Raw genomic sequence first — 22,087 nt, 5'->3', positions numbered from 1 at the left:
GGTAATATTGGCAATAGGCTGTTTTCGCTGCTATACATTCCATCAAGCGGCTGAAAATTTCTCTCTGTTCCTATATCGATGGTGATGTATGAAACGGGAGGGGCATGAGCCGCCGATGTTGATTGTCTCAGACAATCGCTCATTTCCGTATTTCCAATTTTTACCTCTACTTTTTTACTGATGAAGTCATTTACCATGAAAGGCATCGTTCCCGCTGCCTACACTCCGATGAACGCAGATTACTCTGTGAATTATGATGCCATTGAATCCATGGCGGCTTATTTGAAAGGGGCCGGAACGTCCCAGATTTTCATTTGCGGGTCGACGGGAGAAGGTTGCAACCTGACGACGGACGAGCGCAAGCGGGTTGCTGAAGCCTATGTCAAACATTACGACGGTGATGTGATTGTGCATGTTGGCCACAATAGTTTGGCGGACTCAGCCGACTTGGCTGCGCACGCGCAGGCTATTGGAGCAGCTGCTGTATCCGCGATTTGCCCGACCTATTTCCCGATGAACAGCACCGAGATTTTGTGTCAGTCGATGCAGCAGATTGCGGCTGCCTGTCCAGAGCTTCCATTCTACTATTACCATATTCCGGCGCTGACATCGGCCGGAGCGAACTTGCTTGATTTCCTTGAGATGGCTGACACCGCGATTCCGAACCTGCGAGGTGTGAAGTTCACCAATGAGCAAATCCACGTTTTCCTTGCCTGCCGAAAGGCCGTGGGTGGAAAGTATGATATTGCCTTTGGTTATGATGAAATGATGATCGCCGGATGGTCTGCCGGGGCGGATGCCTATGTGGGTAGCACCTTTAATTTCATGACTCCCTTGTATGCCAAGCTGGTTGAAGCCGCCAAAGCTGGTGATATGGACGAGGCTCGTCGCTTGCAGCATTTATCTGAGGAGGCGATCAGGGTATTGAACCAGGTGGGGGCGTTTCACCCCTTGGTGAAGACGGTGATTAGCCGCCTTGGTGTGCCATGTGGCCCGGCTCGTTTGCCTATGGGCCCAGTGACTCAAGCGCAGGCTGACGAATTGTGGGAGAAGTTCCAGGACTTGGGCTTGGCTCCTTACCTGAACCCAGCGGTGTAAGTCGAAGGACCTTTGAGGACTTTTTGTTTTTTTGTTTTGTGTGACGAGCCCTGTTGTTTTGCAGGGCTCGTTTTTTTGTGGGTGTGCCCGTCAGGGCACACCGACTTGGTTCATTGCCCCTCGGGTTGATCTGGCTGATCTGGCTGACCGGGCTGAGGGGCTGGCTTGATTACTTGGCCAGGTGCTCTTCGAGCAATTGCCAGCAATACGTTTGCATTCGTGGCAGATGGAAGGGGCCCTTGTAGTGGTTGCCTTTCATGGCAGTGGAGACCCTGCCGTCACGGTGAAGGTAGCCAAACCACTCCCCGTGCTCTTTGTCGTGAAAATGCGCGTGGGCATAATCGTGGATCATCTTGTGCCAGCGAGCGTATTTGTCATCTCCGGTCATGGTATAGGCCAGCAGAGTGGCAATGATGGCTTCGTTCTGAGGCCACCAGAACTTCATGTCTTGCCAGTATTCCATGACGGGTTTGCCGGTCGGGTCACGGAAGTAGATGATTCCTCCGTGTTCTTGATCCCAGCCTTGTTCCCAAGAATAATCGAGCATTTTTAGCCCCAGCTTTTCCAAGCGTTTGTCGCCACCGCGGCGTTTGGCTTCGTGCAGGATGAACCATGCGCCCTCGATGGCGTGTCCGGGGGTAATGGTGCGCTCCTGAAGGTGGTCGATCATGTTTCCTTCGGGGTCCGTGCACTCCCAGACACAGCGAAGCTCGTCATCGACACAGGATTCAATCTGGCTGATGTAGTCGTCGATTTGTGAAGCGGCAAAGTCACAGCCAACGGTGTCGCACAGTTGTTGGGCTACGTTGAGGAAGATCATGGGGACTCCCAGACCTTGGGTCGGGCGGGCTCCGGTGGTTTTAGGTGGCAGCGGTCGTGAGCCGTCGGCGTATTCCGTACAGCGCTTGAACAGGTCGCGGGCTTCCTGGGCCAGGGATTCATCCTGTGTTGCTTTGGCGTAGTGTGCGTAGGCTGCGATGGCAAAGGCCTCCGAGAAAAAGTAGCGACGCTTGCGCAGTGGAGTTCCATCGCGTGTGACGAGAAAGAACATCTGGCCGTCATCATCGATGCAGTGCTCGCGCAGGAAGTCGACACCGGCCCGGGCTCCGTCGAGCCATTCCTGGCGGGGCTCGACGTGGTTGTAAAGGTTGCCGAGAATGGAACTGAATCTTCCTTGAAACCAGACGGACTTGTCATCGTCCAGCAGTGAACCGTCTTGATCCCGCATGAGGAGATAGCCTCCATGCGTGGTGTCAATCGATCGGGGAAGCCAGAATTTTAAGGTGTCGTCAATCAGGCTGTCGCGATAGAAATCCCGAAGTTGTTCGAGGTCTGGTCGAGTGTATGTGGACATAACAAGAAGTGGTGAGTGTGGGTTTGTGTGCGGATTATTTCTTCTGGGTCAGGAGGGTCAGGCCATTCACTTCCTCGGCTTTGGCCGGCATGAAGCAGCCTAAAAGAGCTCCGGCAATAAAGGTGCTGGTGAATCCGATGAATCCGTAGAGTAAGGGCATGACGTCAATGATTTTGGTCTCGTTGAGAATGTGTACGGTCACGACTGTGACGACGCCGCAGAGTAGGCCGATCAAGCCGGCTTTTCCTGAGCTGTGTTTGGTGAACACACCCAGGGCGAACAGACCTCCGAGTGGCCCGAGGGCAAAGCCAATAAAGGTATTGAACAGCATGAAGGCCGAGTCAATTTTGGTCCACGCGATGTAGCTGGAGACGACAATGCCTACCGATCCCAGAATGATCACGACATTGCGCGCAACTTTGAGGCGTTGGCCGTCGTCGCTTTCTGGTTTGATCAATCGACCATAGACGTCGGTCACAAAGGCTGTAGCAACGGAGTTGAGTGAACTCGAGATGGTGGACTGGGCGGCGGCAAAAACGCCGGCAATGATGATGCCTGCGACACCAACGGGCAGATTCTGCATGATAAAGAATGGCAGGATGCCGTCTTTGGCGGGCATGGCGGGATCGAGTTTTTCCGGGTGTGCTTGATAGAAGACAAACAAGGCGGTTCCGAGGGCAAAGAAGATGGCGGATCCGCAGAGGACCATGACAATGTTCAGCCAGAGTGAGCGGGCAGCCTCTTTTTCCGTGGGGGTGGTGACATACCTCTGAACCACATCCTGACCAGCTGTGTATGACGGCAAATTGGCGAACATGAAAGCGAGGAAAAAGATGATCCCGGAGGTGGATGATTTTGATATCGACAGGTTGGTCAGGTCGAAGGATTTGGTGATGCCCTTACTTTGTTCTGTCATCGCAGCGCCAACAGCTCCGATTCCTCCATCGACTTGGAAGACGACCAGTCCGAAGCAGAGAAGGGCGCCTCCAATCAGAACCATCGCCTGAATGGCGTCGGTCCAAACCACAGCCTCAATTCCGCCCATTACGGTGTAGATCACACAGAGGATGCCGATAATGAAGATCGCGGCATAGATATTGATGCTGGTCACACTGGAGAGAGCCAAAGCCGGTAGGTAGAGCACAATGGCGACCCGGCCGACGTGGAAGAGCATGAAGGTGATACTGGCGATCACCCGGGAGGCAACGTTGAAGCGTTTTTCAAGGTATTCGTAGGCCGTCGTGATGTTGAGCCTGCGGTAGAATGGCAGGTAGCAGAAGACCACCAGTGGCACGATGACGAGAATCGGCCATTGTCCGATGTAGCCGTTCCAGTTGGTGGCGTACGCTGTTCCGGGGATGGCCATAAAGGTGATGGCCGAGAGCATGGTGGCAAAAATGGAAAGTCCGGCAACCCACCACGGGATGCGCTGTCCTCCTCGGAAGTAGGCGTCGGTGCTGGATGCCGCTTCATGTTTCATGAACCAGTATCCGATACCGACCATACCGAGCAGGTAGACCACAACGACAATCCAATTGATGATTCCGAATCCTAGTTTTTTACCTTTGACGATTCCGGAGAGCACTTGGTTGCTGCGGATGCCTGGTTTGATTTCACCCGTGGGAACCAAAAACTCCTTGCCGACGATGACGACGGGGGTTGTAACCGGGGCGTAGCTGACTTCCCGATCGTTTGCTCGGCGTTCGGATTCCGGCCCCTGGGGGACGTTTCCGGATGGGATCCAGGTGTTGGTGATGGTGTGGTAGGCGAGGATCGATGACGGGAACCCTGGGTGAGCTTCACCTTGCCCGTTCAGTTCAGGGCGATCCTTTTTCTGCTGGCGGAGGAAGGGAACGTCCACCCCTCCGAGAACCAAGAGGTGACTAACGCCTGCTGGTACTGCTGACTGGGGCGCTGCTGACAGGCCGTGGGGAAGGTCGGCAACCCGTTTCCAGCTGCCGGTGTGGATCGCGCCCTTGGCTGGTGGGGAGTAGACATACGCGTCCCTCAAAAAGTCCACACCATGCATGCGGTTGCGGTCACTTGCGTCCGTTTCGATGGATTCATCGATGGCTGTGCGGCCGGCAAATACATACCATTTGCCGTCCTGAACGCCGGTAATACAGTGCTCTCGAGGCCGTGCTGGAATGCCAGGAGCGGATTCAGGCCAAGGCATCGCTTGCCATGTCCAGGTGCTGTTGTCCTTGGCTGATGTGTCCAAGGCCCAGCACGATGCGAGGCTTCCTTTTTCGGATGCTCCGGAAAAGACAAACACGGTGTTGCCAATGATTGCGGTGCCTGCAGCAGAAATTCCATCAGGAAGTGACGCGACCTCGTTGATGGCGATGCCGGCATTCGTTTGGCTGACTTCAAAGACCTTGGGTGAGTGATACATCCCGGCATCGGTTGAGCGATTACCACCAATAAAGAGGGCCGTTTTACGTGCAGGCAGCGTTACCGACGATCCGTAGCCCAGCTTTTCGGGGAGTGTGAGGTCGAGTTTTTTCCATGCCCCTTTGGCTTTCAGGCTGTCAGCCTCCAGCTGAATAGCAAACAGGCTGTCGTGCCAGATCTTGGGTGGTTTGTATCCCTCGGCATCAACGGTCCAGGGAGCCCCGTCGGGAAAATTGGCTCCACCTCCTACAACGAGCCAGCGATTATCTTTTTCTCCGACCACTCCGGCGAAGGGACCGGCAAAGCCATGTGCATCAGGAAGGCGTGGGAAGTCGTCATTCCATTCGATGGCTTCCCCTGCAAAAGTGAGCGCCCAGCTGCAGAGGGCTGTAAGAAAGAGAGAGATAAATCGGAGTCGTTTCATGATGTGGAATCGTAGGATATTGCGGACTGAAGAGACGTGCTATAACTACAGCAGGGATAGGCAAAATAACAATGGAAACAATTGGTTTGTTTATCTTACCACTTTGACATAGGATGCCAACATGAAGTTGCCTCAGCGCCGTTCATTGACTGCCGAAACCGCCGAAGTGATTCGTGAGATGATCCGGAGCGGAGAGATCAAGCAGAAGCTCCCCGGAGAGCGTGATTTGGCCGCGAGGCTTCAAATTGGTCGTGATACCTTGCGAACTGCATTGGCGGAATTGGAAAAAACCGGATGGCTCAGCGTGGGCGAGCATGGAAAGCGGCGGCAAATTCTCAAAAAGGCATCCAGCAAACAAGCTGAACATCGAAGCCGGCGTGTTGGCTTTTTATCGCCCAAGCGGCTGGAGGATCTACCACCGACGATGTTACTGGAGATCGATCACATGCGCGAAATGTTGGCCCGCAAAGAATTTTCCTTGGAGTTTCACACCCCGGCGATCTTCAGTTTGAAGCGGCCTGGCTCACGGCTCAAGGAATTGGTGGATAGTTTGCAGTATGATGCTTGGATTCTTTATCAATCCAACGAACATGTACAGGCGTGGTTTGCCAAGCAGAAGATCCCGTGCATGGTTCGGGGCCTGGCTTACCCGGGAGTTAAGTTGCCGAGTCTGGATGTTGACTGGCAGGCGACAGGGTTTCATGCGGCTTCTTTGCTGATGCGCTATGGGCACCGCTCGATTGGTTACATGGTTCCGGATACACAGCTTCAGGGTTTGTTTGCAGCCCAGAAGGGGATCGAAAATGCGGTGGCGAATGCTTCAGGGGATGTCACCTTGCACACCATTGTGGAGCAGGGAACCGCCGAAGCTGTGGCAACATCCTTGCATCAGATGTGCCATGAACCAATTCCACCTACGGCAATCATTGCGACGCGCTCACGCCAGGTCTTGACCTTGATTTCCTGGATGGCCTCTCATCAGTTGCGGATTCCTCAGAATATGTCTCTGGTTTCATTGACTTATGACAATGTGTTTGACGCGCTGGTTCCAGGTATTTCTCATTACACGATGGATCGTGCCACCATCGCCCGTGGTGGCGTCCGTAAGTTAGAGTCGGTGATGAAGGGGCAGGGATTGGATGAAAAATTATTGATTCCCGATTTTGTCCTTGGGGGGTCGGTGAAAAAATACGGTGCCTGATCGGATACGGTCAACTTGGATCATTTTATGGCGTTGTGATCCTGTAACTAAAAGAGACCGGTGTTCTCTCGCTTGAGTTATTGAGCTGTGAGCGCTATAGGATGAAGCTCATTTGTGTGTTTCATGCTGGGCACGGGCGATCTTTTTAGGAGTTTCCCATGCCCGGCATGTTTTTTATACGGGAGCAGCTTCAGCAGGGCTGTTCCCTTGTGGGACAGGAGGCCCTGGCTTGCTCCCTAGGTCTGGGCGACTAGTATGATGTGAACTCCGGAATGGAAGGAACATCATCATGAAAAAGTCATTACCGATCGAAGGCGTTGTGATTGCTCTCTTATATGGGCAGGTGCTCACGGCAGGGACGATCCCTTTGATCAATGCCAGTTTTGAGTCTACACCGAGTCATGCGATGAATCATGCAACGAGTCCTCCGGGGCCGTTTAATGAAAATCATTATAATCGAAGTTCTGTGATTGAAGGTTGGACGGTTTTCCGGCCACTTGGAGATTGGGATGCGGCGTTGATTACTCAGGCGTATGCCGACACGGAACCAGTGCAAATAGGACCCTTGCATGGAAAGCAAGCGTGCTGGTTGAGTAACAAGGGTGGAGCGGTTAGCCAGCTGAGTGATAAGCATTTTTCGGCCATGGGCCCCGGAACCTATACCTTTACCGTGGCATTGGCCCAAAGTTCCAATTTTACGATTCCTGATCGGATCGCACTGGAGATTATTGATGGTTCCGGTCGCGTGATGGGCACGCCCTTACTGATAGAAGACGGTCTGACCCCAGGCCAAAAATTGAAGGATTTTACCGTGAGTTACCAAGCGACCGGGAAGGAGTCCGGGCGAGTAGGTGTCAGAGTGGTGAGTCGAACCCAGGGGACTAATGGGGTGTATGTTTTGGATCATGCCCGATTACAGTTCGTAGCTTCCGAAGGAACGTCAGGGCATGGGCGACCTTTTGCTCCAGTTATCAGTATCGGAGGTGTAACCGTGATGATGTCTGCACCTTGAATGCTTTTTACGGTATAGCTGAGGAACCTTCTGGCGATATGAGCTTGGCAAACCATGAGCCCCGATGACAATGGATACATGAATAAAAAGGGATCGGTCAGAGGTTTGGCAGAGCATCGTAAAGCTCTCGATTTTGCCAGACGGGGGAAACTCCAAATGGCGCTGCGATTGCATGCAAAGGCGTGCCGTTTGAATCCCTCCCAGCCTGAATTTGCCAAGGAACACGCCCTGTGTTTGTTGGATACTCATTATCCTTCTGAGGCCAAGCGAGAGTTCAGAAGATCCTTGGACTTGTCCTGGGGAGACCCAGAGGTGGTGCTGGACGTTTGTATCGCCATTCATGCCCTCCACCTGCATGCCTTGCTATTGTCGTTTCTGGAGCCTCGGAAAGATACATTGCCGGATTCGGTCGGATATTTTTATGCCAGTAGTTTAGCCCGTCATGAGCGGGCGGATGAAGCTATGGATTATTTGAGTTCTCTGGGGGAGGAGGTTCGTATCAGGACTCCTTTTCTTCAGGTTCTGTGGGTTCAATTGTTATTGCAGCACCGTTCAGCGGTCGAAGCTATGTTAGCCGCAGACAAGGTGCCGATGAATACCCTGGTCCCCAAGTTTCAAGTTTCGCTCCTTTACGCCAGAGCCCATGCGAGTCACCGAGTGGGCGAGAGGGAAAAGGTGTTTCAGTGGTTGCGACAAGCGAAACAAATCAACCGGTCTCCCAGTGGAACTACCGCACCTCAGGCAGCACAGCGAGCAAAGTTGTTGAACCGTGCCGTTTTAAATGCCTCTGTTGGTGCTCCACCAGCAATGTCGGGTCGCGGTCAGGGGCTCGCCGTTTTGTGTGGGCATCCACGATCGGGGACGACATTGATTGAGCAAATGTTGGACCGGCATCCTGCTGTTTCCAGTGTTGAGGAGCAGAGTGTGTTTTTTGATTTGGTGATGACGCCCTTGTCCGCTAGCGGGCGGGGGGATGCTCAACGCGCTGCCGGGAGCATTCAGCATCTCGGGGAAACAGCCAGAGATGGATATGAACAGGATTATCGTGCCGCGCTACAGAGGTATTTGCCCGGCGGCCCTGAGGGGCAGGAGGCTGCGGGTGAGACCCTGTTTCTTGATAAATATCCGGACATGAGTTTGGCGCTTGGGACCTATCATGAATTGTTTCCTGCCGGTAAAATGGTGGTGGCTCTCAGGGACCCCAGGGATGTTGTCCTTTCTTGTTATTTCCAGGATTTTCCAATGAACCCGGGTAGCCTGCCTTATCTGGATTTGAAAACCACCGCTGAAAAGTATATCCTAACGATGGAGGCTTGGCTAGAGACCCGGGACACGCTGGCGTCAGGATTTTTGGAGACCCGCTATGAGGATTGGGTTAACGAGCCAGATGCCGAAGCTCGCCGGGTGCTCGATTTTTTGAGTTTGCCTTGGGACGGGCGGGTGCTTTCCCGTCCGGAAAGGGGACTGCAGCGTGTGGTGACATCCCCGACATACCACGATGTGGGTAAGGAAATTTACCGTGATGCCATCGGTCGTTGGCGTGATTACCAAAAACAGTTGCAGCCAGTTCTTCCCATCTTAGAGCCGATTTGCTTGCGCCTGGGCTATGGGATTGAGTGAACGGATCATTAGCTTTCCGTTTGCTTCTTGATCCGGACTCGAAGCCGGGGTTGTCCATCGCTTGTCGAGGTCTTGACGTCGAACAGATCGATGGCTGCGAACATATCACTGAGTTTGCGGAAACCGTAGGTTCGGTGGTCGAAAGGGCCTTGGTTTGAGATATGTGAGCCAACAGGTCCGAGAGATGCCCAACCGCTTTCATCCGTTGCCGCTTTTACCGCCTTGCGCAGCGTGTTCATCAGCTTGGTGTTCTGCTTGAGTTTGTTGACCGAAATAGTTTGTTGGGCTTTCTCACTTTGTGGAGGCGCTTCATCTTCCAAGAATATGAACTTCGTGCATGCGTTGACGAAGGGGGAAGGTGTGCTTTGGCGCCCGAAACCTATGACCTGCTTGCCTTCGCTTCGGAGGCGATGCACCAGCGGTGTGAAGTCACAATCGGATGATACCAAACAGAAGGTATGGACGTTTTTGGTGTAGAGGATATCCATGGCATCGATCAGTAGAGCCATGTCGGTTGCGTTTTTCCCTTTGACCAGATCAAAATGCTGGATCGGCTGAATGGCATATTCGTGCAGGACCTTTTCCCATCCGACCAGTGATCGCTTCTTCCAATTGCCGTAGGCTCGCCGGATGTTAACAGCACCTTGGGTGGCCAACTCCCCGATGATGAATTCAATTTTAGCAGCGGGAGCGTTATCAGCATCGATCAAAAGGGCGACGCTTTGATTGGTTTTGTTTTGGTTAGGGTGGTGCATGAGGAGCATTACTTCTGCTCATATCCTAGAGCTTTGTGTTGCTGTGTCGAGGTGGATTTTTAGCGATGATGGAAATGACTTTTAGCATCAAATCGATCTTTATATCTTCTGAATAAATTGTTGGTTGTTTGGGTATAACTTTTTAATTTTTGATGCTAGAGATCCTAAAAGAATAGGTTAATTCATTTAAATTTTGTGATTAACATCAAAATAACTTGTGAACAACTTGATCTTTGATCCATCAAAATGGAGACAACTGTTCCTTGTCTGTATTCTGGGGGGGCAAGTAAGGTGTTGTTTCCCAAGCCTGTCGACAGCTTGGAAAAGCTGTCCTACGATACTTGTGATGAGGTCGTGACTGGTGCAGGGTAGGGCAGGATTTTATCCTGCCGACAGCTTGGGGGTTGGCTAAGTAAGGTGCTGTTTCCTAAGCCTGTCGACAGCTTGAAAAGCTGTCCTACGATGCCCGTTGATGCGGTCGTAATGGTGCAGGGTAGGGCAGGATTTCATCCTGCCGACATCCTGGGGTTTGGCCAAGTGAGGTGCTGTTTCCCAGACCTGTCGACAGCTTGAAAAAGCTGTCCTACGATGCTCGTGAAGAGGTCGTGAATGGTGCAAGGTAGGGCAGGATTTTATCCTGCCGACATCCTGGGGTTTGGCCAAGTGAGGTGCTGTTTCCCAGACCTGTCGACAGCTTGAAAAAGCTGTCCTACGATGCTCGTGAAGAGGTCGTGAATGGTGCAAGGTAGGGCAGGATTGCATCCTGCCGTCATCCTGGGGGTTGGCCAAGTGAGGTGTTGTTTTCCAGACCTGCCGACAGCTTGGAAAAGCTGTCCTACGATGTCCGGTGATGGTGGCTTCAGGGGCTTGTCTGCCCGGATCGGAGAAAGTTTAGGGTCATCTGCATGACGTTGGGATCCGATGCAATCATGGTGTGGTCGGAATGCACTACCTCAAAGCAGGTGAGGCCGTCGAGCCTACCGTCGCGAACGGAGACAATGCCGTCATTTTTCTCATCGAGAAGTTTTTGAAAAAAGGGGATGGGGTGGCGGTCACCCATGATGACTGCGCTGGCGAGATGGGAGTCTAGCGGGGGGATGTTGAGTTGTTTGCGAGCCAGGCGTTTGCCACTTGGCCCGAGTAGGGCCAACAATGCGGGGTGATTTTCGAGCCAATCGACAATTTCGCTGCCACGGTTAGGAGGTGCCAGCATCACCAGACAGCCGAGTCGGTCGTTTGGTATGCTGCTGAGTAGGTGGCGGGTGAGGATACCTCCAAGCGAGTGGGTGACAAAATGAATCGGTTGCGCTGGGTCGGTGTGTTGTTCAATCTCCTGAAGCACTTGTTCCATGAGTGCGGAGATGTCTTTTCTGAATGAGGGATAGGGAATGTTGATGGTTCGGTAGCCTTCGGAGTTCAGGTAGCGAGCCATCGGATCCATCGCCCAGAGGCTGCGCCATAGTCCGTGGAGCAGGATGACGTTGTCTCCGTTGGCGGAGTCGGCTACCCGTGGCTTGTGCCATGGCATGGGGGGGCGTAAGCAGCCGATGCGTTGGATGGTTTGTTTCACCTCTTGGGATGTTGCGAACTTAGTAACCTTCGACGGGTGAACGTTTTTCCCCTGAGTAATCGGTGGTGATCATGGCTTTCTCCCGGCCGAGAACCTGAATACGCAGCTCCAGAATGTCGGCATCGATTTTCTCCCACATGTCCATGCTGAACGTGAGTGGTGAGTAGAGACGCTTTTTCATTTTTTCGATTCGTTTCAGGGCGTCATCCACTTTGTAGCTGGGAAGTTTTTTGAGGTGTTGGAGTGCAATGTCCGCTGTGTCGGTCTGGTGGCAGATCATCGCCATGTCGTTGCCGGCTTCGATGGCCATTTGAACATCGGGGCCCCGGCCATAGGTATTGACGATGGCTCCCATATCCAGGTCGTCGGTCATGATGACCCCATCGTAGCCTAATTGCAGTCGGAGTCGTTTGCTCAGAAGGTTATGAGAGAGAGAGCCGGGGAGCCCCGGGGTGTCTGGGTCGATGGCCGTAAAGTGGGCGTGGCAACTCATGATGGAATCGAGTTCCGGCATCAGAGCCGTGTAAGGCAAAAGGTCGGATTTGAGCATGTCGTCCATCGACTTTTCGATCCATGGAAGTTCATGGTGGGGGTCGGCATCGGCGAGTCCACACGAGGGGAAATGTTTGCCGCTTGAGAGCACTCGGCAGTGGCGGAGGTTGCGGTTGAAGATGCCGGCGTTGGTGATGACTTGCTGGGGGTCGGATCCGTAGCAGCGCCCTTGCATGGCGTTATCGGCATCGTCGTCATAAGAGATGTCGAGTACGGGGCAGAGATCCATATTGAAACCCAGCAGGCGCAGCAGGTGGGCGGTGAGTTGGCCGTGTTGGGCGATCAGGCCGGGGTCGTTTTTATCACGCAGCTGCTGCGCCGATGGAGGTTCGGTTCCAATTTCGCGGGTTCGCGAGACGCGGCCACCTTCCTGATCGATGGAAATGATAGGAGGAATGTCACATAGTTCGCGGAGGTCGTCGGTGAGCTTGCGGACTTGTTCGGGGCTGGAGACATTGCGCCCGAAGAGCACAAACCCGCCGGGTTGGATGGCTTTGTAGAGCGTTGCGTCTTCCGGGGTGAGTTCGGTCCCGGGGACTCCGAGCATGAGTAACTGGCCGTGCATACGGAAATCATGCCGCGGCAGGAGGTCGCGTCAAGGGGGAAGACGGTGGATTATACTCAGGGTGAATACACCAGGGATTAATAGCCGCAGGCATCATCGAGATCATATCCCTCATGTAGGAACCCTGGGATGGTACCGTGTCAGCCGGCGAAAATGTCCCGCAGGGTGATCCAGGCGCCAACGAGTAAAATAATAACGCCGGTTCCCATCTGGAGTTTGGCTCCGATGTTCTGCATCGTTTGGATCCGTTTTTGTGCTGCAGCGAGGCTGCCGCTGAGTAGAGCCACGGCGATCAGGACGGGAACAGCGGTTCCGATGCCATAAGTCACAGGTAAGAGGACGCTGGAATCTGAACGGATGATGCCCGGCAGCAGGGCTCCGAAAAAGAGCGCAGCCGACACCGGGCAAAAGGCAAGGGCGAAGACGGCTCCCATTAAAAACTCCCCCACATGACCACGCTCGGCGAGTTGGGTCCCCAAGGCGTTGAGCTTTCCGGACCCGGGAAGAGAGATGCGGATGAGTCCGGTGATGAACATACCGACAATGAGTAGGCCGGGGCCAATAAGGCCCTCAAGGTGGGAGCGGAAAAAACTCGATAGCTGTGGTGCGGATAGCAATCCGGCGGTGATGATGATGGCCAGTAAGCTGTAGGCGCTCATTCGGCCAAGCGTGTAGGCCAGGGCACTGCCGATGATGTTTCGTTCTCCCGGGTTCCGTCTGGTGAGGAAGGCAACCGAGGCAATGTTAGTCGCAAGCGGGCAGGGGCTAATGGATGTCAGGATGCCTAACCATAGGGCTCCGGCGATAAGCGAATACTCAGGCATCGGGAGTGGGGTTTGGTTGTTTCGGGTTTTCAAGATACTGGCGAATGCCGCTCTGAAGGTAGGATTTAAATGCTTTCGGCTGGTCGACCAGATCCCAAACTCGGTCATATTTATTCCACTTCACCTCTTTTCCTTTTTTGCGTTCGGAGACGACGACGGTTTTAAATGCCAATTGGTAGTGGTCGATGTGGTGTGCGTTTTCCGGTCGGTCAAAGTTGATGGTTTGGAAAATGACCTCCTTTGCCGAGAGTTGCTCGGCAAAGCCTTCGGATACGGCCTCCTGAGTGAGTTGTTCGATCGTCTTGCAGGTTGCGCATCGTTGGTCTGATGTGAAATAGGTGACCAGGACGATGTGTTCCGATTGGTTCAGGATGTAATTTTCTTCGCTTTGGGCATTGGCAGATGACTCAGCCGTTTCCTTTTTTGATTGTGCCATTTGCCATTGTTTCCAGCCCCAGAGGGATAGTCCAGCCAGGGCAATCAAGTAGATGGCAATGCGGGCAAAGGTGATGATCTTGTTAGCTTGTTTCATGGTAGGTGTGATTGGGAAAAATGATCAGAATGCTGGTTACTGGGTCAGGAAGGATTTAAGCTGCTCCGATGTCGGAAGCTTGCCCGCGAGCTTCAGCTTGCCATTGACCACGATGGCGGGAGTGATCATCACGCCATAGTCGATGAATTTCAGCATGTCGCTGATTTTTTCAATGTTGTATTCAATGCCGAGTTCTTCGGCTGCTTGTTGGGCTTGTTGATAGAGTGAGTCGCATTTGGCGCAGCCGCTTCCGAGGATAAGGATCTTGGTCATGATGTAGTTGATTAGTTGATTAGTTGATTAGTTGATTAGTTGAGGAGGGGGGCGATGGTCCAGCCGGCGAAGGTGCTGAAGATAACAACGAGGGTGATGTAGGTGAGGGTTTTTCGGGTTCCGAGGATGGATCGGATGACCAGCATGTTGGGCAGGCTGAGTGCCGGGCCGGCCAGCAGGAGAGCGAGGGCGGCCCCATTGCCCATGCCCGCTCCTTGCAGTGCTTCGACAATAGGTATTTCCGTTAGGGTGGCAAAATACATCAAGGACCCGGCAAAGGAGGCGTAAAAGACCGGGAGCAAGCCGTCTCCGCCCAGCGCTTGATTGATCCAGTCGTTCGGGATCCATGCTTCATGTCCAGGGCGACCAACTAACAATCCGGTGACAAAGACACCGGCAAGCAGCAGGGGCATGACAAGCTTGGTGAAACTCCAGCTCTGTCGCCACCACTCTCCGGTTTCTCCATCAGTTCCGGCAATGATCCAGGTCAAGCCGAGTAGTCCCACGGAGAAAGCTGCCAGCGTGCCGGATAGAATGGAGATGAGAACCACCGCTACGGCTGTCGTGCTTATTTTGAGCCATGAGCGATCAAAGCAAAGACCAAGGATCACAGCCAACGCCAGGGCTGAGACGGAAACGATCCACCATTTCCAATCGTAAATGAGGGCGAAGGCGGAGTGGTCGGATGGCCCCCAGTTGGCAAAGATGAGAATGCTGATCTGGGTGCCGAGAAAGGTGAGTGTCTGCCAAAGCGGGCGCTCATTTTCCTCTTCCGGCCATTGCATGGCTGCCGCTTGCTGCCGTTCCTGTTCTTCTTTTTTAAAGATGGTAGCCATGCAGAGTCCGATTAACAGACTGAAAACGATGGCTCCCAGACTTCTGGCCAGTCCCATTTCAATGCCGAGGACCTTGGAACTCATCACGATGGCCAGTGCGCTGATGGCAGGACCCGCATACAAAAAACTCGTTGCCGGTCCCAACCCTGACCCCATGCGGTAGATACCGGCAAAGAGTGGAAGTACGGTGCAGGAACAAACGGCTAGGATCGTGCCCGAGACCGAGGCCACCAGGTAGCTCGTGACACGGTGTGCCTCCGCACTGAGGTACTTCATCACGGATCCCTGACGGATGAAGCTGGCAATAGCTCCTGCAATGAAAAAGGCGGGGAGAAGGCAGTAAACCACATGCTCCCGAGCATACCACTGGGTGAGTTGCATGGCTTCATCGATCCCTGACTGAAATCGGACGCTGTCCACTGGCAGCCACCAGGCGGCTAGGAAAATGAGAGTCATACCCGTGGCCCAGCGCCACTCCTGTCGATGATCGGAAAAAGACATATCGTTTACGTGGTCAGCCAAAGCTTGGGATCAGTCGTTGCAGCATTCAATAAAGGTCAGGACGCACGGTCGCTTCAGCTCGTAAAAAATCTGCTGTCCCCGGCGCTCTTGGGAAATGATGCCAGCGTGGCGAAGCACCGTCAGGTGGCGCGAGGTCGTTGGGGGCGAGCTTTCCGCATGCTCGGCGAGATCACAGGCGCAAACCGGCCCGGATGCCAACGCGTGGACAATGGCCAGCCTTGCCGGATGGGCCAGCGCTTTCAAGGTTTCAGCCTGTCGCTCAATGCTTTTCCGGCAGGGGATCGGGTGTGCTTGCGTCGCGTCCATATCTGATATTTGTTCATTTAGCGAAATAGGCAAATATTAAATGGGTTTTTCCTAATACAGTTGTTTGGATCTTGGCGTGAGCATACGGATGTTCTGATCCAGAGTGCTCAAGCCGTATCATGGCCTCGCCATGAGCCCTAAGGGATGTCCTAAAATTAGAGCCTGAGGCTGTACGTGAATCGTGAATGTCAAGTGAGGCCATTCTATGGCATTTGAGTGGCGGGAATGTCGGGCTGTGCTGATTCGTGGGGGGCTTTGTCTGCCTCAAGAATACATTCCAGCGCTGGGACTAGGGCAAAATCCGACTTCCAAGGAAACTCCCTCGGTAACGGTCTCAACAACTACGCATTTCGAATACCTGAGCACAGCAGCCATCGTCTTGTTTATTCTGCGGCGTGTTGTGCTGTTGTGCGTTTTCGCGTGTCAGTACTTGGTTTTCTACTTTTCATTTTCGGGGGATGGATTAGAAAATGGTCATGGCAATAAGGGAGGTTGATTGGCAGCATTGGCATGGGGAAATGCCAGCCACACTGATGTTTGTGGTTCAGGAAGGTAAGGTGTTATTGATCGAAAAACTTCGGGGGATTGGTAAGGGGAAGGTGAATGGTCCCGGCGGTAAAATTGACCCGGGGGAGACGCCTGAGCAGTGTGTTGTCAGGGAGTGTCAGGAAGAGTTGCACATCACGCCCCTCGATCCGGTGAAGATGGGGGAGTTGTGTTTTGCGATGTCGGATATACCGGACATTCATTGCCATGTCTTTATGGCGACCAGATACGAAGGGGTGCCTACGGCCACCGAGGAGGCAATTCCTTTGTGGACGGATTTAGATCAGATTCCCTACGACCGAATGTGGGAAGATGATCGGTGCTGGCTGGCTGGTATGTTAGCGGGGCGGAAGTTTTTTGGTCGCTTCATTTTTGAAGGAGAAACGATGTTATGGCATGAGCTTGATTGGCAGGCGCATTAAGGGAGAGGACGCATGCCTCAGTCATGTAGCTCGCAGCATTCCCTGGTCATTCCCTGGTCATGCCCTGAACTCAGGGTCAAATGAACACCGCCATTCCGACAATCAAGTCTCTCAAATGGTGTTCGCTGGTATTAGCTGGTATTAGCGGTCCAATTTGAGTTTTTTGAGTTTGGGTGCGATGACGGCTTTGCAGTAGGGGTTTTTGTTGCCGTTGATTTTGTAATAATCTTGGTGGGAGACCTTCGCCGTGTAGAAAGTTCCCGCTTTGGTGATTTCGGTGACGATGGGTTTGGCGAAACTTTCCTGGGCTTTGTCGCGTGAGGCGGCAGCTTCTTTTTTCTGGCTTTCGTTATGGTAGAAAATGGCGGAGCGGTACTGGGTCCCGACGTCGGCCCCCTGGCGGTTGAGTTGGGTGGGGTCGTGTAAGCGCCAGAACCAGTCGAGTAGGGTGGCGTAGGAGATTTTTTTCGGATTGTAGATGAGTTGCACGGCTTCGGCGTGTCCGGTGGTACCGTTGCAGACGGCTTCGTAGCCCGGGTTTTCGACGTGACCTCCGATGAAGCCCGAGGTCGCGGCGTGGACTCCGTCGAGCCGTTGGTATACGGCCTCTACGCACCAGTAACAACCGGCGGCGAAGGTGGCGGTTTCGTATCCTTCGGGGACGGCGGGTAGGGTGGCGGGTAGGGTGGCGGGTTGTTTGTCTTGCATGGATTCTTGGGAGCAGGTGGCTTGGCTTCCGACGAGGAAAACGAGAATGCCGCCGATCAGTGCGAGAGGCAAGGTGAAGGTGATGAATCGTTGCATGGTTTTGTGGGGATTACTCAGGTGAGAGTGCTTTTGCGTCGAATTTATTCCTGAGGCTTATGCCTTGGGCTCGGATTCATGCGTTGGCTCAGGGTGCTGGTTTGGCTCGTTTGTAGTGTTGCATGGCTACGGGCATGAATTCCTCGAGTGCCCGGATGCGGGATTGGTCCAGCGGGTGAGTGCGGAGGTATTCCGGTTGAGGTGTCTTGTTTTTCTGACTGTGGTATGCGTCGAGTTTTTTCCAGAGTTCCACGGCTTGTCGTGGGTCGTAACCCGCTTTGGCCATGTAGATGGCTCCGATTTTGTCGCTTTCGTATTCTTGTTTTCTGGAGAACGGCAGGGTGTCGATTAAATAGGTAGCGAGGGCATACCCCGTGACGGCGTAGCCCGGGTTTTCGACGTCGTTGTTTTCGAGCACCGCGTAGAGAGCGGCGCCGAGGGCAATGGCTCCCAGCGTGCGGTACATTCTGAGTTCGGAGTGGTTGGCCGTTGCATGGGAGATCTCATGGCCGAGGACGGCCGCCAGAAGGGCGTCGTTATCCACGATTTTAAACAGGCCCGTATTGATGCCCACTTTTCCTCCCGACAGGGCGAAGGCGTTGGCCGAGCGGTCTTCGAAAATGACAAACTCCCATTCGGCGTCAGGCATGTCGATGACTTGTTTTAAACGCTTGGCGACACGCTCGACTGGTTCGGTGTAGCGAGGGTCATGGCTGATTTTTTTGCGTTTCTTAATCCGGTTGAATTGCCAGTCACCATGGGTCCGGATCACCGAGCTTGCTGCGCGGGAGGTGACTTCACCCGTGGTGGAATCAATGGCGGGCCGGAAGGAGCAAGAAGAAAAACTGCAGCAGATGATGAGCAGCAGTACCATGGAGCGGGAAGTGAACACGACTGAGTAGAATACTAAACGTCTGGGATATTTAGGCAAGGTGGATCTTAAGCTGATGGTGAATCAGACTGTCATAAGATTGTTTGCGGGATGTTATAAAGCGTCATTTTGATGAAAAGTCTCACCTCCTCAACCTGTATTATAGGTCAATATGATGCTTGATTTACCTGTGATTAGGGAAAGTCTGTTTGACATGAAGGCTTTGACACTTGTGTGTGGCGTGTTGTGCGTGCCTGGCTTGGGGGGGCTGGATGCTGCGGAGTCTGAAAAAACCAAGCCCTTGCCTCGGGTCCGGACATCGGTGCCGTTTAAGGAGGTGATCAAGGTTCAGACTTGGGATGAGCAGTTGCTGTCTCTGCAGCGTGCGATTGAGGATATGGAGGCCGAGCATGGAAACGTCTATGATGGTGAGAAATATCTCGCGCAGTTGAGTGCGGTGCGAAGCATCGGGAAGACAGAGGAGGGAAAGAAGTCTCTGGCGTTGTTGCAACGAAGGGCTTTGTTGAGTAACCCGGCACTTGATTTTGAGAATGTGTTGTTGGTTCGCCGGAGTCTGCCGACTCCGCGAGACAGGACGTCGATGGGGGCGGGTATTGGCATGACCGCAGGAAATTTCTCTTCGATGTGGAATGCCAAAAAGAACCTGCCTAGTGAGATTGGGGTCTTAGAAGGGGTTCGTAAAATCGATGGTGATCGTTCTTACCGTATGGTCTATCAGCATGACAAAAATCGCTTGATCAGTGATCTGGATCTGCATTTTGATGCGGACAAAATTATGTTTTCTTCGGTGAATGCCAGTGGTGCGTTTCGTCTCTATGAAGTGGGGGTCGATGGGAAAGGTCTGAGCCAATTGACGCCTGATGCGGATGGCAAGGATGTGGATCATTTTGATTCCTGTTACTTGCCGGACGGGGATATCATCTTCACTTCAACGGCTTCGTTTTGTGGGATGCCGTGCATCGATGGTAAACCGAGGATGTCGAGCATTTACCGGCTGTCTCCGGAGCAGGGGAAGATTCGGCAGCTTTCCTTTGACCAGGACAGTTCATGGTGCCCTACGGTTCACAACGATGGTCGGGTGCTCTATCTGCGGTGGGAATACAGTGACCTTCCGCATTCCAATTCCAGGATTTTGATGAGCATGAACCCGGATGGAACGAGCCAGAAGTCCTATCTGTTCACCAATTCCTATTTTCCAACATCCTTTTTTTACGCGCGCCCGATTCCTGGGCATGCGAGCAAGGTGGTCGGTATTGCGACAGGTCACCATGGTAACTCCCGGACCGGTAGAATGTTGATTGTGGATCCGAACTTGGGAGAGCATGAGGCGGATGGCGTTGTGCAGGAGGTCCCCGGCTATGGCAAAAAAGTGGAACCAATTATTCGGGATCGACTGGCTGACGGGATATGGCCGCAAATCACCCAACCCTATCCATTGGCTCAATCGGGAAGTAACAAGGGTGCGGGTAAGTATTTTCTGGTATCGATGAAGCCCTCACCCGAGGCCTTGTGGGGGATTTACCTGGTCGATATTTTTGACAACCGGACCTTACTGATGGAACAAGAGGGCTATGGTTTTTTTGAGCCGATTCCTCTGAAAAAGTCACCTACGCCGCCGGTGCTTGCTGAGCGTGTGAATGAGAGTAAAAACACCGCCAGCGTTTATATTCAGGATATCTATCACGGGCCGGGTTTGAAGGGGGTTCCTCGTGGAGAGGTTAAAGAGCTTCAGGTTTGTTCTTATGAGTTTTCTCCGAGTTCACCTTATCCGGGTAAGGGAAGCGGTGGCTTGTTGGGCACCTTGGGGATGGACGGCCCCTGGGATATCAAAAAGGTTCTGGGAACCGTTCCTGTGAATGCGGACGGGTCGGTGCATTTTACGATCCCCGCGAATACGCCGATCTTTCTCTTGCCCTTGGATAAGGATGGCCAGGCGTTGCAGTTGATGCGTTCGTGGTTTATCGGTCAGCCGGGTGAGAGGGTGTCCTGTGTCGGATGCCATGAGAGCTCTCACGAGAGTCCGTTGCCTAAGATGACGGAAGCTTCGAAGTCCGATCCTCTGGCATTGGATGCCTGGTTAGCAAAAGTGGAAAACTTTAGTTATCCGGCCAAGGTGCAGCCGATTGTGGACCGGCACTGCATGGGGTGCCACGATGGTCAACCTGCTGATGGTCGTTATGTGACCCAGCGTCATGACTATCAAAAGAAGGCAATTCCTTATCTGGGAGCGGATCTACTCAAGGATTGGCGGGTTCGCTATTCCGGGTCGGCTCACCCTAGCTATGGTGGACGTTTTTCCGAGGGTTATTTTCAATTGTTCCGGATGGCCCGGGGGCCGGGGATTGAAAGTGATATGGCGCTGCTGACGGCAAAGGAGTTCAGTGCGGATAGCACGGAGTTGGTGCAAATGTTGAAAAAGGGGCATCATGGAGTGAGTTTGAGTGAGAAGGAGTGGCGGACAATCTATCAGTGGATTGATCTCAATACCCCCTACCATGGCAACCGGATGGATGTTGTGAAGGGGCTGCCTGTAGCGAAGGCTGTCGAGGTCGGCATGAAGCGTTCCAATGAGTTGGCCGAGAAATATTCCAAGTACCGCAAACCCTTCGGTCATACCAATCCCACCATGCCGAAGGATGTGCCGAAGCGTGTGGTTCCCGACCAGAAAAAAGTGAGGGATTTGCGAATGGCGGGCACTCTCGAATTTGCGAGTCAGGTCGGCAAAGAACAAAAACAGCCGATCACTCTGGATCTTGGAGGTGGGCAGTCGATTCGATTGGTCTACATTCCGGCCGGGCATTACACCATGGGGTCGGCCGCCGGTGGGATGGATGAACTACCCATGCATAAACAGGAGATCAAGCGAGGGTTTTGGATGGCCGAGGCTGAGATCACTAATGCCCAGATGCGGCAGTTCGACGACGCTCATCATAGTCGGGCTGAAGACCGTCATGGATATCAGTTCGGTCAGCCTTGTTATGATGTCAATGGTGATGCCTTGCCTGCCGTCAGGGTGAGTTGGAAGCAAGCGATGGAGTTCTGTGATTGGTTGGCGAAGAAAACAGGAAAACAAGTCAAGCTTCCCAGCGAAGTTCAGTGGGAATGGGCATGCCGGGCCGGCCAGGGGACACCGTTTTCCTATGGGGATACCGGAGCAGACTTTTCAACTTTTGCGAACTTGGCGGACAAGAGTCTTGAAGACTACGTTGATGATACCGCGAAAGGAAAATACCGGTATTTTGAAACGGTGATTATGCCTAATCCCAATCGTTATGAAGCCCATGTCCCTTATGTGGCTGAAATCGACGACGGAGGGTTTCTTGCCAGGGAGCCAAAGCAGTATCAAGCGAACCCGTGGGGACTCTACGATATGCATGGCAATGTAGCTGAGTGGACGCGTTCGGTTTACCAGCCGTATCCATTGATTGCGGGTAAAGGAGGCGATGCGGATAAGGGACCCTTGCGTGTTGTGCGTGGTGGTTCCTGGAGGGATCGACCACACCGTGCAACGTCCAGTTTCCGCTTGGCCTATCCAGACTATCAGAAAGTATACAACGTCGGTTTCCGGGTGGTGATTGAGTAATG

At 53.2% G+C, this 22,087-nt stretch carries 18 protein-coding genes; 6 read left to right on the top strand and 12 right to left on the bottom strand.

Features of this window, described 5'->3' with window-relative positions; all coding sequences use genetic code 11:
• The first annotated feature begins 180 nt into the window (after nucleotides 1-180).
• Nucleotides 181-1,098, top strand: a complete 918-nt coding sequence (locus tag HW115_RS03985; protein ID WP_178931266.1) for a dihydrodipicolinate synthase family protein — start codon at nucleotides 181-183, stop codon at nucleotides 1,096-1,098.
• Nucleotides 1,099-1,267: 169 nt separating this feature from the next.
• On the opposite strand, the gene HW115_RS03980 is transcribed toward HW115_RS03985, so the two are convergent.
• Together HW115_RS03980 and HW115_RS03975 are read right to left on the bottom strand one after the other, a co-directional pair.
• Nucleotides 1,268-2,452, bottom strand: a complete 1,185-nt coding sequence (locus tag HW115_RS03980; RefSeq protein ID WP_178931265.1) for an AGE family epimerase/isomerase — start codon at nucleotides 2,450-2,452, stop codon at nucleotides 1,268-1,270.
• Between the two features lie 34 nt (nucleotides 2,453-2,486).
• Nucleotides 2,487-5,270 (bottom strand): sodium:solute symporter family protein, encoded by a 2,784-nt coding sequence (locus tag HW115_RS03975; protein ID WP_178931264.1) that lies wholly within the window; start codon nucleotides 5,268-5,270, stop codon nucleotides 2,487-2,489.
• A gap of 121 nt (nucleotides 5,271-5,391) precedes the next feature.
• Here HW115_RS03975 and HW115_RS03970 point away from each other — a divergent pair, with 121 nt between their 5' ends.
• The 3 genes from HW115_RS03970 (at nucleotide 5,392) to HW115_RS03960 (ending at nucleotide 9,103) form a co-directional block, all read left to right on the top strand.
• Complete coding sequence (locus HW115_RS03970) at nucleotides 5,392-6,471, top strand: substrate-binding domain-containing protein (RefSeq protein ID WP_178931263.1); 1,080 nt, start codon at nucleotides 5,392-5,394, stop codon at nucleotides 6,469-6,471.
• A gap of 289 nt (nucleotides 6,472-6,760) precedes the next feature.
• Nucleotides 6,761-7,483, top strand: a complete 723-nt coding sequence (locus HW115_RS03965) for a hypothetical protein (protein WP_178931262.1) — start codon at nucleotides 6,761-6,763, stop codon at nucleotides 7,481-7,483.
• Nucleotides 7,484-7,537: 54 nt separating this feature from the next.
• Entirely contained in the window at nucleotides 7,538-9,103 is a 1,566-nt protein-coding gene (locus tag HW115_RS03960; protein ID WP_178931261.1) for a sulfotransferase family protein, read from the top strand.
• Between the two features lie 8 nt (nucleotides 9,104-9,111).
• Here the strand turns inward: HW115_RS03960 and HW115_RS03955 are convergent, their stop codons facing one another.
• From HW115_RS03955 to HW115_RS03920, 8 genes are all read right to left on the bottom strand, one after another.
• A complete protein-coding gene (locus HW115_RS03955; RefSeq protein WP_178931260.1) occupies nucleotides 9,112-9,858 on the bottom strand; it encodes an NYN domain-containing protein in 747 nt (248 codons plus the stop codon).
• A gap of 859 nt (nucleotides 9,859-10,717) precedes the next feature.
• The gene (locus HW115_RS03950; RefSeq protein WP_178931259.1) at nucleotides 10,718-11,428 is read right to left on the bottom strand and encodes an alpha/beta hydrolase; all 711 of its coding nucleotides are present in this window, start codon (nucleotides 11,426-11,428) and stop codon (nucleotides 10,718-10,720) included.
• Between the two features lie 19 nt (nucleotides 11,429-11,447).
• Entirely contained in the window at nucleotides 11,448-12,545 is a 1,098-nt protein-coding gene (nagZ, locus tag HW115_RS03945) for a beta-N-acetylhexosaminidase (protein ID WP_178931258.1), read from the bottom strand.
• A 140-nt stretch (nucleotides 12,546-12,685) separates the two neighbouring features.
• Complete coding sequence (locus HW115_RS03940) at nucleotides 12,686-13,402, bottom strand: aromatic aminobenezylarsenical efflux permease ArsG family transporter (RefSeq protein WP_178931257.1); 717 nt, start codon at nucleotides 13,400-13,402, stop codon at nucleotides 12,686-12,688.
• On the bottom strand, nucleotides 13,362-13,901 hold the full coding sequence (locus HW115_RS03935; protein WP_178931256.1) for a nitrophenyl compound nitroreductase subunit ArsF family protein: 540 nt from the start codon (nucleotides 13,899-13,901) through the stop codon (nucleotides 13,362-13,364). The genes HW115_RS03940 and HW115_RS03935 overlap by 41 nt, the downstream gene beginning before the upstream one ends.
• Before the next feature lie 36 nt (nucleotides 13,902-13,937).
• Complete coding sequence (locus tag HW115_RS03930; protein WP_178931255.1) at nucleotides 13,938-14,174, bottom strand: thioredoxin family protein; 237 nt, start codon at nucleotides 14,172-14,174, stop codon at nucleotides 13,938-13,940.
• 35 nt (nucleotides 14,175-14,209) lie between these two features.
• Nucleotides 14,210-15,511: a permease gene (locus tag HW115_RS03925; protein WP_178931254.1), complete on the bottom strand. Its 1,302-nt coding sequence runs from the start codon at nucleotides 15,509-15,511 to the stop codon at nucleotides 14,210-14,212.
• 30 nt (nucleotides 15,512-15,541) lie between these two features.
• Nucleotides 15,542-15,838 carry an ArsR/SmtB family transcription factor gene (locus HW115_RS03920; protein WP_178931253.1) on the bottom strand — a complete coding sequence of 99 codons (297 nt, stop codon included), beginning with the start codon at nucleotides 15,836-15,838 and terminating at the stop codon, nucleotides 15,542-15,544.
• 476 nt (nucleotides 15,839-16,314) lie between these two features.
• Here HW115_RS03920 and HW115_RS03915 point away from each other — a divergent pair, with 476 nt between their 5' ends.
• Entirely contained in the window at nucleotides 16,315-16,806 is a 492-nt protein-coding gene (locus tag HW115_RS03915) for an 8-oxo-dGTP diphosphatase (RefSeq protein WP_227021250.1), read from the top strand.
• A 141-nt stretch (nucleotides 16,807-16,947) separates the two neighbouring features.
• Here HW115_RS03915 and msrA read toward each other — a convergent pair whose 3' ends face one another.
• Nucleotides 16,948-17,610, bottom strand: a complete 663-nt coding sequence (gene msrA, locus HW115_RS03910; protein WP_178931251.1) for a peptide-methionine (S)-S-oxide reductase MsrA — start codon at nucleotides 17,608-17,610, stop codon at nucleotides 16,948-16,950.
• Between the two features lie 88 nt (nucleotides 17,611-17,698).
• Complete coding sequence (locus HW115_RS03905; protein WP_178931250.1) at nucleotides 17,699-18,484, bottom strand: M48 family metallopeptidase; 786 nt, start codon at nucleotides 18,482-18,484, stop codon at nucleotides 17,699-17,701.
• 211 nt (nucleotides 18,485-18,695) lie between these two features.
• On the opposite strand from HW115_RS03905, the gene HW115_RS03900 reads away from it, so the two are divergent.
• Entirely contained in the window at nucleotides 18,696-22,085 is a 3,390-nt protein-coding gene (locus HW115_RS03900) for an SUMF1/EgtB/PvdO family nonheme iron enzyme (RefSeq protein ID WP_178931249.1), read from the top strand.
• The last annotated feature ends 2 nt before the right edge of the window (nucleotides 22,086-22,087 follow it).

Origin of the sequence: Oceaniferula marina (assembly GCF_013391475.1) — a bacterium.
Lineage (GTDB): Bacteria > Verrucomicrobiota > Verrucomicrobiia > Verrucomicrobiales > Akkermansiaceae > Oceaniferula > Oceaniferula marina.
Note: the sequence above shows the minus strand (reverse complement) of the source record. Positions and strands in the feature narration are given on the sequence as shown.